The sequence below is a fragment of the Neiella litorisoli genome (genome assembly GCF_014773395.1).
GTDB lineage: Bacteria > Pseudomonadota > Gammaproteobacteria > Enterobacterales > Neiellaceae > Neiella > Neiella litorisoli.
The window spans coordinates 36,131-50,919 of the sequence record NZ_JACXAF010000009.1; the positions used below are offsets into that span (position 1 = coordinate 36,131).

The following is a 14,789-nucleotide window of genomic DNA, read 5'->3' on the forward strand; positions in this document are numbered from 1 at the left end:
TTGCCCACAGCCCACCTATTAAGGTTTACGCATAATATCTTTAGATGTACATTTAGCCATGTGTATTTGCAAAGTAAAGAGGAGGTATTATGTTAACCAAACTTTTGAATGCCTCTGAATTGTCGCTGAGTACTCCGTCTCAGTAGTAGCCGAAAAGAGTGTGAATATACTGGAGATAGCCGGATTTTTGGTACTCAGCGTCGTGAGACAGCTGTGGCTAAATGCCCTCTTTTTCTGAGGGATTGACGTTGATGGGAGTAGAGTTGGCTACACGGCTGCCCGCAGTTTAGCTATGAGAATAAGCCGGGGAGCATTCCGCTCCTCTTCATGGCATTTTAAAACGGAGATGTCGTGATTGAAGCCTCATTGTAAACGGCAAAGCAGATGAAGCGAGGGACTCGCTCATCACCCCCTATCAGTGGGCTGGTTCGTCCTATGGTTTGTGATAAATTCTTTGCTCCTGCTCCAATTTTAAAATATCTATTTCAATTTGATATAACTTTAATTAAGTCCCAGTACCAAGTGGTTTGATGAGTGCATTGGCTTACTTTGTTGCGTAAGCCTTGCTCACTGATCGGGCGGCCAAACTTTGTTAGTCGCTCAGCCACATCCCGATAAGATAGTCCTGCTAAAGCCATTTCAGCTTTGATCTGACGCTTAATTTCAACAGGTACCGCTTCATCTAGTCTTCGTGCCTGCTCGCTTTTGGCGGGGCATAAATGAGTTAGAGCAACTTGTCAGATTGGATCGAGTCTTGAATCTAAGAGTGACCGATTACGTCCAGACTAATCCATATTAGTTGTGGGCTTAGCTTAGCTATTTTTTTAACCGAAACGTCATCATGTTTTTTTTCAGGTAACGACCGTTATGTTGCTCCTCATTGACATCGAAAACTTCCCAACCTCTCCGCCCCAAAAAAGATAGAAAAATTGGTTCAAAACCGGAAACATCCTTTGGATGGAAATTGTTGGGCCTCATGACACCGAAATGATCCCTCATTTTATCAAGGCACTTTTTTCTCAGGTCAATGCCAAAGCTATTTTTACTATTCGGCTCTTTCTCCACACACTCAAAAGAAGCACCTCTATCGGTCTCAAATCTTACCGTGAGAGTACGCTCGCCTATAACCTCGTTGGGAATAATCGTTTCATCAATAAAAAACGTTGCATATTCAAGAGTGCGAGCTGTAGCTCTAGGCGAGAACGCCAGCACCAACATTAAACAACAGGATGTTAATTCTACCTTGTTAAGTACTTTCATCATCTTCTATGTGTTCAGATACATACAACAATTTGTTAATGCAGGTTTGCAGTAAGTCCGACAGCAAAGCTTAACAAATTGAGCCTGGATAGACTTCTGACGCTCGTTTTTATCTTCGACTTTTACGGCCGAAGAAGCCTCTCCTAGAAACGGTCACCACAAGCAAATTTACCGTCAACAATAATCTTGCCAGCACACGCCATAGCGCACAGACGAAAACCTCCATCAAGTATTCCACACCATTTATCGATACTTTTTCTGATGAAAGGAGAGTTATTGTCAAGGGAAAACCAAGAATCGTTTTCGATTAGTAACGGCTCAGCAATAAAAAGCCGTGCACGGTTAAACCAAGTGTTTCCAGACCTGATTTCTGCTGAGCACACACGATAGTCTTAATAATCTTCTTCGCCATATTTAGTATGTTTATTCAGTGCATTGTTCGAAAACGTATCGGTTGCCAACACCTTGGGCTGCCTCTATACGGCGATTCCGCTCACACTCCCAGGCACTGACGGGATCAAGCAAACTCCAATCACGCATTAATGCCAACGTGTCGTCGTCAACTTGGGCCTGATGGGCTTCAATCATGTAGAAGTACACCCTCGCGACATCACCTTTGACATCATCGGCAGGCTCAGCCAAGTCATGTTCAAAGTCGACTTCGAAATCACAATGTCCGTAGATCCGTTCCTCTCCATCTATAACAGCAAAGTCATAATTTGACCGATCGCCGTTAAGTTCACCGACGGCGGGTACTAGGTTGTTTAAGTCATCATGAGCTTTTTTAAAAGCAGGGTTCAACTTGTATGCACAGTCCCGACCGGAGATAAACTTGCCATTGTTTTTCTTACATTCAGGGTGATTGTGCTTATTGACCCATTCATCTAACTGCCCACCAAATAAATGGGCAGGCATGATGTGTTCCCACTCAATACGGGACGCGCGCTGATTAATCTTTCCACGTTTAGTTTTTGGATTACGGGGGGTATAGCCGCATTTTAGTGGATTGATCATCGTCTCATGCTTGTTCCCGTCGCCGTCAAGGTCTTCGATATCATCAAAGACGTAATCGCATCCGCAATAGAAGGTTTGCAAGTGATCGAAGTACACTTCTTTTTCGGCTTTTGATTTTGCATTTGAAAAACTAGTCGGGTACGCAGCACTAGCTGTGGCCGAGACTAGCAGCATAACAATGACTGGCCATTTCATCACAATGGGTTCCTTACAAAGCGGTTCTAACGAGGCCGAGTATCAGAGTTTTCATGCTGAAATGCTACGTGCCAACCTTGGGTATATCGTTGGGCTTGCTCAATACTTCCAAACAAGTCACATAGCTGGTCGTTTGCTGCGGCAGACGCAACAGGGTTTTCTTTAAGGCTAACGATATGCAGCCAAGTCTCAACGAGGGGAATTGATGGGTATTTCATACGTGTTCACTCCTTTGAACATGACAGATGCCATAATCCTTTATAGCTACGATTGAGCTTAGCAGATGTTTGCCATCCCCGAAATGGAACATCTCCCGAATGCTTGACCACTAAAACTCTATCACTCAACTCACTGATTGGGCGTTAGAAAATGGGAGCACAGAGCAGTCATCGCTTCACAGACATAAGGGTCCAATGTCTGAACATGACAGATCGGATGTGAGACAATACGCTCCCACCAATTGTTCGCTCCTGAATGGTGTCATTTTCTATACCGCTCAATGCATTGTTCAATATAGTGAAATACCGTAGCAGCTGCGTTTGTCATTGCTCGAGCTTCCGGTTCAAAAAGCAAGTCATTATTGTGAGCAAGACTTGCATGATTACGAAGAGTACCCAAGGCATTAATGGTACCCGCCATACTATTGAGAACAGCAGCAACTTCTGCGGGCCTATTTCCCTGCGGCTTAAGTGCCGGGTGATTGCTCTTGAGCTCTTTGAATGCCTTTTGTGCGGTAACCGTTGGATCCAATGTAATCCCAGCATCTTCGCAAAGGTTCACCAAATAGGCTTGGAGCGCCGTATGGACACGGTCAATTGCACTAGCGGGCGATAGGCTTCGTGCATCGTCAAGTGCACGAGTTACAGTCTCAGGCATTGACGGCGAGGGCGTTGGCAACTGAACCGCTCCTACTATTACTAACTCTCCGTTAGCAATATGACACCCCACTCCACAGCTTGAGAGAATTCGATTTATGTGATTCTCGGAGGGTACCGTCAATCCGAAGCTTTCTAATTGCTCAAATGCGTTATAAATTGCGCACACAAAACTTGGACCATTCTCGCGGGCATCTAACATCAGTTCTTCGAGATCTCGTTTTGCCCAGTCAATATTAGAGCTTTTGACCTGCTCTCTGCCTACCGACTTAGCCATGTGCCACTTGTACGATTCGATGAGACTCTTTTCATCACACGTTTCACTGGTGATGACTTTTCCCATCAACCCCCGCAGCTCATTGAAGGCGTCATTTGGAATAGCAAACGGGTATTCAGTTGCAAATTGGAGTTCAGCAGGTAATTCGAGAGGCACGTTGTTCCTAGTTTTGTGAGTAGCTTATTGCAGCGATACTATCGCGATACCTAGCTATAATAATAGCCGTAACATACTGCTTATAATGGACATTATGACCTGAATCAACATTCACATCGAGTGAAACCCACCTGCGAAGGAGGTGGGTTCAAGCTCACAATAGAAAAGCCCCAATGGCGGAGCTTCTAATTGATGCAATTCGCTGCTAATCGAACGTGGGCTTGATCAAAGCCCATCGAGTCATGCACCTACCAAGATCGTTATACACGCATCCGTAAAGAGCCAGCTTGCCATTTGCCGAGATTTCTCCCGTTCCCGGCAGCATTTGATTAACTGAAACTCCGTCAACCTCATGTCCCCTGCCAGCCAGCCATGTAACCTCCATATTTTGAGTGTCAATGACATAAGCATCCGTATCCCGATTATAATCTTCGCCTGCAACCCATTTTCCCTTTGACGTAAAGAATGCATAACGCCCTGAGCGACTTACATCGATCAAAAAGCTATCGTGCACTACGCTGACCGGATACACGTCGTGATCAATCACTCGCTCCCACTCTCCTCCGTCGACTGGGCGCCTAAATAACTGGTAATGATTACCAACCCAAACGGAGCTGAGCGTTTTATTCGTGCTTACATAAATCCACTCACCATCGCCGCTGAGCTTCGCGACAGAGCCCGGCATTGCTGGTGTCAGTGGTTCATCATTGCCCACCAAGTACAGCTGGTAATCTTGCCAATATATGGCGCTCTTCCCGTTATCAGACATATCCGCCAAACGTGCGCCATCTTTAATGAACCACTCCATTTGGCCATTTGCATGAAACCGATATATTCCGCCATTGGCTCCACCGTCCGTAATATGTGCAATGACAGAATTACCCCTAAACGTTATTGGTCTGGCCACGGCTCGACTACTAACTCCACTTCGAGCAAGTACGCGATAGTTCGGTGGGTTCACACACACATCGTGATCTTCGGGTAAGTGATCGTACTCACATGGGGCAGGATACCTTGCAAACCATGGCCCTTCCCCTCTGAGTTCGTACTGGTTTCCAGTTATGTATTGTTCCCAAACCACATTATTACGATCGATAAGATAGGAACTGTAGTGATGATTTCCTTCATACCCCATGCCGACATTAGTGCACGACTCTTCCCAACAATCATTTCTCCACAACCCGGTCGCATAAGGATAGGTGCTTTTTCGTCCGACGAATTCTGAACCATCGGCCATCCAATAGCCTTCTTGCCCCCATCCAACTTTTGGTGAGTAATAGCGCGTAGGATCGTCATTTGTATCGAGCACAGATAACCATGCTCGATCTTCCTCGGGCATGGGATCGGTAAAAAATTGAAAAGGCTGGTTGCAGCTTGTTGCCGCCCACGGCTCATTCACCCGATCACCAAATAACGCTTCGTCTCCATTAGACATGGCATCCAACACCGCACAGCCATACCAAACCCCCTCTGGGTTAAATGCCACATTATTCAAGTTCACGGGCTGATTTGTCAGTGGATTTATCACCGCCAATTCATGCAAGTCATCACTCTGGAATGTATCGATACTCAGCGTGGTATAAACCGGAGTGTTCTCGCTGATAGTGCCGCTTGTAGAAACCATTAGCCGTGCATCATGGAGCGACACGGGCCAATCCGATTTGCCACCAACCGATTCGCCTGGCGCAGTATCTCGAACTCGCGGCATATCGAGAAGCAACACATCTTCGTTAGCACTAACATCATTGACGCGAATCGGCGCTGCTGACGAGTTAGAAAACTGGGCCATGTAACCATCAATTAGGCCTAATGCACCAATTCGAACCTCACCAAAAGCATTCACAAAGCCTGTGAGGTTATAGCCATCTGGTCGACTGCTCGCCCCCAGGTATCCATTAAGTTCGAGCTTCAACAAATCCAACACCAGAAGCTTGAGATCGCGCCCAATAGCTAGATCGAACTCTACACCAACGGTACCAAACAGCTCCTCGCCTTCATAAGAATCAGCTGGCACTTGCGTTTTGCTCGAAGCAACACTAAAACCTCCCCTGATGACCTCAAATTGCCCAGCCAATGACGACGAATCAAGCCAGTCAGTCAGGTTTGTTTCAACCGCGATAGGCGCATCTACGGCTAATCGAAATGGAACAAATCCTACAACTACTTGCAGTTGGCATTTGGGAGTGAGCTTTAACTGATCATCTACTGTCAGGGCTACTTCGGCAATTTGATGCCTTGCATCACCGCCGACTGCAAATGCCAATGAAGTGTTAGCCTTGATATCTAAAGTGAACTGCCACGCAGAGAAAGCTTTACCTGTCTTATCAGACACAATTTCAGTTGGCACAGGAGCCGATGGTTGCATGTCCTCAGCAACACCCCACGAACAATCCAAAACCGACTTTCGTAGAGCTTTCAACGCTTTCCGAGGCAGAATACCGCCGGTCGTTTGTTCTGCTTCCTCCTCATTCTCTGAGCGATAAACAGCATGCGCAATCACATCCGCAATACTGAGACTATCCAGCGGGTTCTTACGAAAAACATCAGCGGAGTTAACTGGCTCTAGTTGAACCTGCGTATTACCGTTGTCTAAAGCATCATGTGATGCCACGCGGCCGATGATATCCTCAGATACAATTAGAGAACCAACAGGAGGGCTCGTGACCATCTCAACCTGCAGGTTTTCTTCATCAACACTCATAACTTCTGACGCATCGACGACAACAACATCATCGTGAAGCCATTCAGACGCTGATTCGGTATCCAAATCCGTTGTCATCCACCCGCCGGCAAAGATACCTGCGGCATCACCTACAGCATGATAATGCTGCGCAGTATCGAGAGTGCTGGTATCTTGCATACGCTCTACCAACACTGAGCCGGAACCATTCATTACACCATCGATTGCAAAATCATCGACAATGTCAGCAACCGCTGCTGGCTCCCAGCCATTCAAATCCGTCATGGCCGCACTAAGTAAAATATCCGTACCAACGGCAGGCGCTTCATCTAAGTAAAGTTCATTGACGTTGATATGCAGCAGGCTTTCTGCCGGTAACTCAATAGAAAACGCGGCCTCCAGTTCGCCTGCAACCACACTTTCTGCTTCGGCTAGCGTGACTCCCCCACTCACAAGCTGGTCTCGACGCGCCAAGAATAAATTGGTTAATAACGAGACATATTTTTGCTCGGAATCCAAGTCAACCTCGAACGCTACCGGTTGATCATTAACGGTATAATTCAGTGTCAACGTGCCTTCTGTGATCCCATCGAGAGTAACAGTCACCTCGGTCTTATGGCTCACGACATAAGCTGATGAATCGGTGCTTATTTCGTGCTCTAGTGGAATGATCTGCGATAACTCAACAGACGCAACTGCTGCTGGAGCGCACAGCAATCCGACCCCAACACTCATAGCGCATGCATTAACAATGCTATTCATTGTGTGAATACCTTTAGTAGTTGAATGAAAAATGACCCCTTATTCGGTCACCATCCAAGCTACCTCAAGTTTTCTGTCGGACTACCGAGCCCAAATTTGCCGTGTCCGTCTAACACTTTTGTCATGCGGGACTAGCAATCGCTTCATTTGGCGGTAGCTGTCTTGCTCTCTTCACGATAACTTAGAGCGATCAAACGCAGCTCCGGAGCGATTTTGAATCGAACTACCCCTTATATAGACAGCCCTTTCCCGACGTTTTTCGAAGTGCCCTCGCACCAAACGAAATCCGCACTCGTACTGAAACCTGTCAAGACTCAAAAAGATGGCTGGCATTCTGTTCAATTCTCAGGGGCGTGGCCTAAGCAGGGAACGAGGGAATACGACTGGAAAAACGACAAGGCACACCTGCATCTGCAAATCGGTCGATTTGAGCATCAAGAGCTGCTCGCCGTGATGGTCGGTTACATTGAGCAATGTGAGTTCACGTTTCACGGCTCTAATCGCAACAAATCACTTTCTCTCAACCGCCAAGGCTCTGCTATTTCCATTAAGTTATCTGGGCCCGCCTTTGCTATCACCCAAACACTCGGCACGGCGGTATCAAACCAAATGGCAGATCTTGTTGCGTACCAGTACGCGTTGAATTATCCGGGAATGAGTATTGATGCAGCACTTCTCAGCGCCAAACGATTCGGCTACTGGCATAAGCGAAGCTAAAAGCCTTATATGATGAGTAATCACCTGCTTGAGCAATGGTGCCATTCCTCGAGACACCCGCCCCATCAATAGGTTGCCGCGGGCGCTCGACGTTTAACCAATTACCAGCCCTGATAATTATCCAACAACTGTTTAATGAGGCGCTTATTGGTCTCATCCAGATTCCAGCACATAGCACCAAAACTAAAGTACTGGTTCGCATGGCGGGTCACTGAGTGATATACATCATCTTCATTGTCCCAAGCTACTTGCGACAAATCGTGTTCCTCACCCGCGGCCAGAATCATTTGCTCAGCGACATATTGCTGAGTGGCTCTTGTGTTGTAGCAACTGGCGATCACATAGCGCATCGTTCGCTGCCCTCCTGAGCCATCTCCAAAAAGGAGTTGTCGCAGGTTGATACCAAGTTCGTGCTTTGATGTGACATCATCCAGCGTCATACCATTCGGTAACGCCAAAAAGTCAGTACCAACAAACCTTATGATGTCCTTCAATGCTTGTAGAAATCTTGCGTCCGCCCCTTTGCTTTTTTTCAAATCTAACAACATGCTGACCAAGCTTTCCGTGGCGGCTTTGACTTTGTCCTCAGTGGCAGTAAAACCCATGCGGCACTGGCGCTGCGTTCCATCGTTGAGGGTAAATACATAGCCATCGATCTCGCCTTCGTTAAGAACCAGACCAAAGGAGGCGCTTGGGCAACCAAACGTAGCTTGCACCATATCCTCAAACCCCTGCGAAATATCTCGAATGGATGGCAGCCCATTGCCCCAGCATATGAATCTCAACGCTTCTGTTTGAGACATTCCCTGTGCTTTTTTCAGCTCCTTGGCTTGTCTTTTTGCTTGCGATAGAGCTAGCCCTGACGGCAGCTTTAAATAGGGCTCAAGATCCGTGTAAGTGAGAACTCTTAGGCTGAATTTTGGTTCAGTTGAAGTGCTTGCATCGGTCATTCATTCATTTCCTCTGCTCATTTTGCTGCCGGTACCAATGAGCCAAAAATGAAAACAACCAACAGTACGAATTCAAAAAAGATGACTGTAATTTGAGATTGGTAACTAAATATTCATTTTCAATCTAGTAGCAAAACTGATCTCGTTTCTTCGGCCCGGCAGTGCCGCGGTCGCTAACCGCTTTGGCTACACTACCTTGCTTCTAATCAAGGCTCAAGTGATTCTAATGCAATCAAATAGGGTACCTGCTAGTTTAAGGTTAAGGCACTTTCTTACTCGAGCATATCAATCGAACCAATGCGATCAGTTCGGACACGCACAGCATCATCCCGCTCTAAACTGAAAATAATATTTCTCGCTACCCCCACCATGAGATGCCGAGGAACAAATCCCCAATAGCGGCTATCTTCACTATGAAAGCGATTATCGCCGATCACAAAGTAATGATTCTCAGGCACAACCCACTGACCCATCGGTTGGTTGAGTTGGCGCCAAAACTCCAATTGACTTCGTTTGGTGTCGTGATCAAATTGAATCCGGTACGATTTAGCGCCCAATACCTCGATATTGTCTAACTCCGATCGCGTCACTATCGACTCACACGCCCTGTCGCTATCACAACGAGGATAAACAAAAAGGGCACCGTCTCTTTCAATGATCGTGTCGCCTGGCAGCCCAACGATTCGTTTCACAAAGTGCTGTGCCGGATACAGCGGCCATTTGAAAACGACAACATCAGCGCGTTCTGGCTCCCCTAAGCGCAATAACTCCATTCGAAAAATGGGATCACGTAGGCTGTAGCTAAATTTTTCAACCGCAATGAAATCCCCCTTCAACAAAGAGGGCTCCATCGAAGCAGAAGGAATGGAATAAGGTTCATATCCCCAACTTCTAACCGCGACTAGGAGCATAACGGGCCAAAACAACAACCCTGCAGTGACCGAATATGGAAGGCGAACGGACAATGCTTTTAGCTGCTCAGGGGTAAATTGCGCTTCACTGTACTTTTTTTGGTCAATTATCAGTTTAGCTTTGCCTGCTCCCCACCAAACGCCGCAAGTCAGCGCCAACAGTGCCGTTGAGACCGAGATTAATGAGTCCATTGCATCCTCCGTTTGTTGCAAATGGAGTATCCCCCACCCGCAAAGCGAGAAAGGGTCAACTATGGCGTTTTTTCGTATCGCTCCTTGACCCTCGCAACCTACCCAACTAATTCGGTCACTTTCCAGACAATTAATTTATTTATATTTTTCAGTGTGTTGAAAGGTAAATCTTGTCAGTGCGTCACAAGGCAATCGTTTACTGGTTTGTTTTAGGGTCATGTACGGGCAGTCAATTTAAAAATGATTGACCTGTTTTTGGTTGATGTTCGGAGTTTACTTTCACTCGACGAAAGTCATCCGACAATTTAATTGAAAAACATCGAACTGAAACACAAGGATTAGTCATGAAAACTATCTCTACTCGTATCGCGCTCATTGCTTCTATTGGCTTGCTGGCTGTTGAAGCTTCTGCATACACCGCCGGTGCATCTGGTGTAACTGGCTTCACTACCATCTCTGATGCATTCGCGACTTGGTTGAATGGTGAACCAGGCAAGGTAGCTGCGGTACTGATGCTGTTGTCTGCTGTATTCCTCGGCGTAGTGAAGCAAAACTGGCTTGCTGCTGGCGGCTGTTTCGCAGGCTGTTTGTTGCTGGCCAATGCCAACGACATCATCGAAGGTCTGTTGGGCTACGCACTGGTTATCTAATTCAAACCAGTTGGGTTCTGGCCGCAGGCCAGAGCCTATCCCCTTCTTAAAATCTCAATTGTACGGCTGACTTATTATGGCTAATTCCAATGCATACCGCGTTCCTCGACGCATTAATGATCCCATGATTGCTCTGGTTTTCGATGTAGACCAGTTGGGCCCCAGTTTTATGATTGCTGGGTTTGGCAACATCCTCGGAGTCACACTCTACGGCGCTATCCTCGGCCTCATTTGGTTTTTTGTATCAGGACACATTAAGCGCAAGTACCCAGATGGGTTCTTGCTTCATATGGCTTGGTACTACGGCATTGTCCCTTTTGGAGAATCACCGGCTCTACCTGATCCGCTTCGCCGTGACTGGCTCGGTTAAACCAACAAGGATATGTACCCATGAGTTTTGCAACACAAGTGCGCGAATCGTTCAGCCAAGCTATCGCAAGTAGAAACATTATGCTGCTTTCGAACTTCATTCTGGTTGTCATCGTTTTGTTCCTGTTCATCAAGACTGCAACCGAAGATGTACGAGTTGTCGCGATACCGCCGGTATTTCGAAGTGAAATTGAGCTTGTAGGCGATCAGGCTAATTCAACGTTCAAACAAGGTTGGGCGATTCACTTTGCCCAGATGATTGGCAATGTCAGCCCAAAGAACGTGGGGTTCGTTGTCGATCATGTCACAGGGTATCTCAGCCCTCGTCTTAAAAAAGCCATTGAGTCTTCCATGACCAAAGCCGCCTTATCCATTCAAACGCGCCGCATTCAGCGGAGCTTTGTTATTGACGATCTGCATCACAACCTTAACTCGGACATTGTTTATGTCTGGGGTCAGCGCACAACTCAAGCCCCTCATTCAAAGCCATTAGTCGAGCGCTGGACATACGAATTCAAAATTGCTTCGTCTAATGGGATGCCGCGTATCGTCCATCAAGACAACTATGAAGGTCTCCCACAACGTTCAGAAATGCGGAGCAATAAAGTCGTGGACGACGCGTACTTATCGAAAGATGTCGCTGATGTCGTTGACGCAAATGGCAACACCAAGAAAGGAACCGACCAATGATGCGATGGACTACCACCATATTTGCCTTGATGACAGCGACACAAGTTATGGCAAATCCCGAAACAATGCCTGAGCAAGATGTTTTTAATATACCTGTGGAAGCCATTCATCCAGATGCTCTCCCGAAACCACCTGAGCTGCAACAAACCGAGCAAGAGCAGCAAAATGCAATGCGAGAACAACTCGCTCGACAAGGGGATGCGGGCCCATTGCTATTGGACTCATCACCTGATCTACTAGCGTTGCTTGAACGTTCTGCGGAGCAAACAGAGCAATTGCTGGCAGAAGAAGAAGCCGCTCTGGAACAAGAGCAGGAAGGCTCAGATATTTACCGCCAAATGCAAAAGCAGTACGCGCCGCAACAATCGTTCAAGCGGCAGCCCGGCGGTGCACTAATGGTGCCAGTCGCCATGGGGTTGATGAATCGAATTGCAACCAACTACCAAATTGCATCGGTCAGAACAGCAGATGAAACAGCCTCCATTGAAACCAATGAGGGCTGGGTGTACATCACACCAACGACGCCTCTTCCAATCTCAATCATCGTCTCCGAAGAAGGGGTGCCCGAGTCTGAAGTGAACGTCACGATAGTACCACTCGAAGTGCCACCAACGATGATTCAGTTGGAAGTCGCTTTGACTAACGACATGGTCGCTAAAGGCCATGCGTTCCAACAAGAGCGCGAAGCACACGCCACTCTCAAAGCCGCCGTAGCGGCCGGCAAGCGTAAAAAAGACAACCCACGCCACGTTAACCGGATCAAAGATTTATTAACGACCGTTGCTCGACAAAAAATACCAATGGGATTTGAGTTTGTGAATGGTCGTCATGTCAAATCGCCATTCGACCGACCTTGCACGGTACCTATCTATCAGCGCACCGGTCAACGGTTGAGCTCTAGCCGTGAGCACATCGATGTGGTGCTGATCCACAACAACAGTACCCGCCCCTATCAGGTCCGTGAGGAAATGTGCCTGTCCAAAGATGCACTCGCTGTGGGCATCATTAATAAGTCACTGCTTATGCCGGGCGAAGAGACTGAAATTTATATCGTGCGGGACAAAATGAAAATGGCTTTGGAGCTGCAAACGCCAGAACGTCCGCGTCTAACTCTTTCTTCGGCGGAGGGTTAATCATGAATATTAAAGAACAAGCTGAAGAAATTTGGAATGACCCTAAAAAGCGGAACTATGTATTGCTTATCGCAATGCTTCCTGTGGCCTATCTGCTCTACAAAGCCATGTTCGCTCAAGCCACACCACCACCGGCAGTTGTCACTGACGATACAACTCAGATCACCAACTTAATTGGTACGGGCTCCATCGACAAATTGGAGTCAAACCAGATCGCTGAATTTCTTCAAGAATATGAAGACAACATGCGCCGCCGCGAGGCAATTTTGGCCAAAAAGGAAAAAGATCAGGTTGCCAAACACAATGCGTTGCGCGAAGAGTTGGAAACCACTCAGTCATCGCTACGCCAGCTACAGCAAACCTTTACCACCGCCCTGCAGAACATCAATACAGGACAGAATGGTCATGGCCGTCGCATTGTCGGTCGCAACGGCGGTCAGCAAGAAATGTCAACTGGCGATAATGGTCGGACCATCAATCGCTACCCAGCGGCTTCAAATCCACCGAATGATTTTAATGAACGCACGAAATCACCAAGTCCATATGTCTCATTCTACCGCGGCGCTAACGGCGAACAGCATGCAGAAGGATTTCCGAAGCCGGCAATTCGAACCATTACGCCACATACGGTACGTACCGTTAACGCCGATGGCGATGTAGAGGAAAAGCCTGCTCCTAACAGTGTTGCGTCACGTGCCGCCATTCGCCAAGAAAACGCCAATGTGATGCGTGACTATGAAGCACTGCCGGAGGAAGAAGAGAACGAGACAGGGTTCTTACCCGTCGGTTCAATCATCACAGGCGTACTAATCAATGGTGTTGATGCACCAACGAGTGGTAAAGCAGGTGACGTGCCGTTCCTCCTTCGAGTGAAGCACGAAGCGCAACTACCCAACTACTTTACCACCGATATTCGCGAGTGCTTCATTGTTGCATCTGGCCAAGGCAACTTAGCTACGTCTCGGGCTGATGTTCGCACCAATACAATTAGCTGCGTCAATGAAGATGGCGAAGCGATCGAAGCGAGCCTCAAAGCCTACGCCGTATCGAGCAAAGACGGTAAAGCAGGCATTCCTGGCCGCCTCGTGACCAAGTCAGGTCAAGTCATTGCGCGCGCCATGATGTCAGGCTTCATGAGTGGCATTTCTGACGCGGCAGCGCCTCAAGCGGTGAACATTATTTCCGACAATACCGATGACGGTTGGCAGTCGCCTGATTGGGGCAAACTAGGTTCCAGCTCTGTATTCAATGGAGCATCTAACGCGCTCGATACGGTCGCTGAATACTACATCTCCCTTGCCGAAGAAATGCACCCAGTGATCGAAATCGGTGCCATGAATGAAGTGAACTTCATCGTGACCAACGGCGCCACGCTCAAATTTTCTAACTAACACGAATCAGGGACGACTTATGAGTGAAACTACGGCTCAACCCGAATCGAAAGCGGTCTCGCAGAAATCAGCGAGTCGCATTCAGGCAATTTTAGTAATTCTCATCATCACAGGGCTGCTCGTATCTGGCGCTACATGGTGTTACCGCCAAATCCAATACAGCACCATCGAGTACGTCAACGCGCAACTGGCACAACACCAACCTAGAGTCAAAGTGATCGACCTCAAGCAAGCGTACCTAACGCTCTCCGAGAAGGGTTACAGCGGTCAAGAAGCCGGTGAATACATTGAGCTCGCTGCGCGCATTGCGCAGGCTGACAATTTCACTCTCGTAACAAGCCAAGCCGTTTTGTTTGCACCAGCATCGATGCGCCTCAGTCTATCGCCATCTCTGCGACAACTTCGCGACTATTACCAGCAACTTAGAACAACTGATCCAATGCGCTTTCCGCCCGTGGCAACGCAAGTCGCTATCGATCCGGTCACGACAACCGAAGTTAACGAGCAAATGAAACAACTTAGCAGCGCCATACGCTCGCAAATGGCCAATGACGCAAAATGATGAGG

At 47.6% G+C, this 14,789-nt stretch carries 15 protein-coding genes; 7 read left to right on the top strand and 8 right to left on the bottom strand.

The window, feature by feature from the left end; all coding sequences use genetic code 11:
* Positions 1-485: 485 nt before the first annotated feature.
* The 6 genes from IC617_RS19050 to IC617_RS08190 all read right to left on the bottom strand — a co-directional run bounded on the left by IC617_RS19050 (position 486) and on the right by IC617_RS08190 (position 7,219).
* Positions 486-662: a DUF6471 domain-containing protein gene (locus IC617_RS19050; RefSeq protein WP_369410383.1), complete on the bottom strand. Its 177-nt coding sequence runs from the start codon at positions 660-662 to the stop codon at positions 486-488.
* A gap of 154 nt (positions 663-816) precedes the next feature.
* Positions 817-1,263, bottom strand: coding sequence for a hypothetical protein (locus tag IC617_RS08170; protein ID WP_191144505.1), 447 nt, complete (start codon positions 1,261-1,263; stop codon positions 817-819).
* A gap of 420 nt (positions 1,264-1,683) precedes the next feature.
* Positions 1,684-2,469, bottom strand: coding sequence for an endonuclease (locus tag IC617_RS08175; RefSeq protein WP_191144506.1), 786 nt, complete (start codon positions 2,467-2,469; stop codon positions 1,684-1,686).
* Positions 2,470-2,495: 26 nt separating this feature from the next.
* Entirely contained in the window at positions 2,496-2,687 is a 192-nt protein-coding gene (locus tag IC617_RS08180) for a hypothetical protein (protein WP_191144507.1), read from the bottom strand.
* Positions 2,688-2,949: 262 nt separating this feature from the next.
* Positions 2,950-3,777 carry an abortive infection family protein gene (locus IC617_RS19055; RefSeq protein WP_191144508.1) on the bottom strand — a complete coding sequence of 276 codons (828 nt, stop codon included), beginning with the start codon at positions 3,775-3,777 and terminating at the stop codon, positions 2,950-2,952.
* 205 nt (positions 3,778-3,982) lie between these two features.
* Positions 3,983-7,219: a TolB-like translocation protein gene (locus IC617_RS08190; protein WP_191144509.1), complete on the bottom strand. Its 3,237-nt coding sequence runs from the start codon at positions 7,217-7,219 to the stop codon at positions 3,983-3,985.
* A gap of 213 nt (positions 7,220-7,432) precedes the next feature.
* Between IC617_RS08190 and IC617_RS08195 the strand changes: the two genes are divergently transcribed.
* Entirely contained in the window at positions 7,433-7,936 is a 504-nt protein-coding gene (locus tag IC617_RS08195) for a hypothetical protein (protein WP_191144510.1), read from the top strand.
* A 101-nt stretch (positions 7,937-8,037) separates the two neighbouring features.
* On the opposite strand, the gene IC617_RS08200 is transcribed toward IC617_RS08195, so the two are convergent.
* Together IC617_RS08200 and lepB are read right to left on the bottom strand one after the other, a co-directional pair.
* Positions 8,038-8,886, bottom strand: a complete 849-nt coding sequence (locus IC617_RS08200) for a hypothetical protein (protein ID WP_191144511.1) — start codon at positions 8,884-8,886, stop codon at positions 8,038-8,040.
* A gap of 272 nt (positions 8,887-9,158) precedes the next feature.
* Positions 9,159-9,989 carry a signal peptidase I gene (gene lepB, locus IC617_RS08205; RefSeq protein WP_191144512.1) on the bottom strand — a complete coding sequence of 277 codons (831 nt, stop codon included), beginning with the start codon at positions 9,987-9,989 and terminating at the stop codon, positions 9,159-9,161.
* A 344-nt stretch (positions 9,990-10,333) separates the two neighbouring features.
* Between lepB and IC617_RS08210 the strand changes: the two genes are divergently transcribed.
* The 6 genes from IC617_RS08210 to IC617_RS08235 all read left to right on the top strand — a co-directional run bounded on the left by IC617_RS08210 (position 10,334) and on the right by IC617_RS08235 (position 14,784).
* On the top strand, positions 10,334-10,639 hold the full coding sequence (locus tag IC617_RS08210; protein WP_191144513.1) for a hypothetical protein: 306 nt from the start codon (positions 10,334-10,336) through the stop codon (positions 10,637-10,639).
* 76 nt (positions 10,640-10,715) lie between these two features.
* Complete coding sequence (traL, locus tag IC617_RS08215; protein WP_191144514.1) at positions 10,716-11,009, top strand: type IV conjugative transfer system protein TraL; 294 nt, start codon at positions 10,716-10,718, stop codon at positions 11,007-11,009.
* Between the two features lie 20 nt (positions 11,010-11,029).
* Entirely contained in the window at positions 11,030-11,698 is a 669-nt protein-coding gene (locus IC617_RS08220; RefSeq protein ID WP_191144515.1) for a TraE/TraK family type IV conjugative transfer system protein, read from the top strand.
* On the top strand, positions 11,695-12,831 hold the full coding sequence (locus IC617_RS08225) for a TraK domain-containing protein (protein WP_191144516.1): 1,137 nt from the start codon (positions 11,695-11,697) through the stop codon (positions 12,829-12,831). Before IC617_RS08220 ends, IC617_RS08225 begins: the two co-directional genes overlap by 4 nt.
* A 2-nt stretch (positions 12,832-12,833) precedes the next feature.
* Complete coding sequence (locus tag IC617_RS08230; protein ID WP_191144517.1) at positions 12,834-14,222, top strand: TraB/TrbI/VirB10 family type IV secretion system protein; 1,389 nt, start codon at positions 12,834-12,836, stop codon at positions 14,220-14,222.
* 19 nt (positions 14,223-14,241) lie between these two features.
* The gene (locus IC617_RS08235) at positions 14,242-14,784 is read left to right on the top strand and encodes a hypothetical protein (RefSeq protein WP_191144518.1); all 543 of its coding nucleotides are present in this window, start codon (positions 14,242-14,244) and stop codon (positions 14,782-14,784) included.
* Positions 14,785-14,789: the final 5 nt, after the last annotated feature.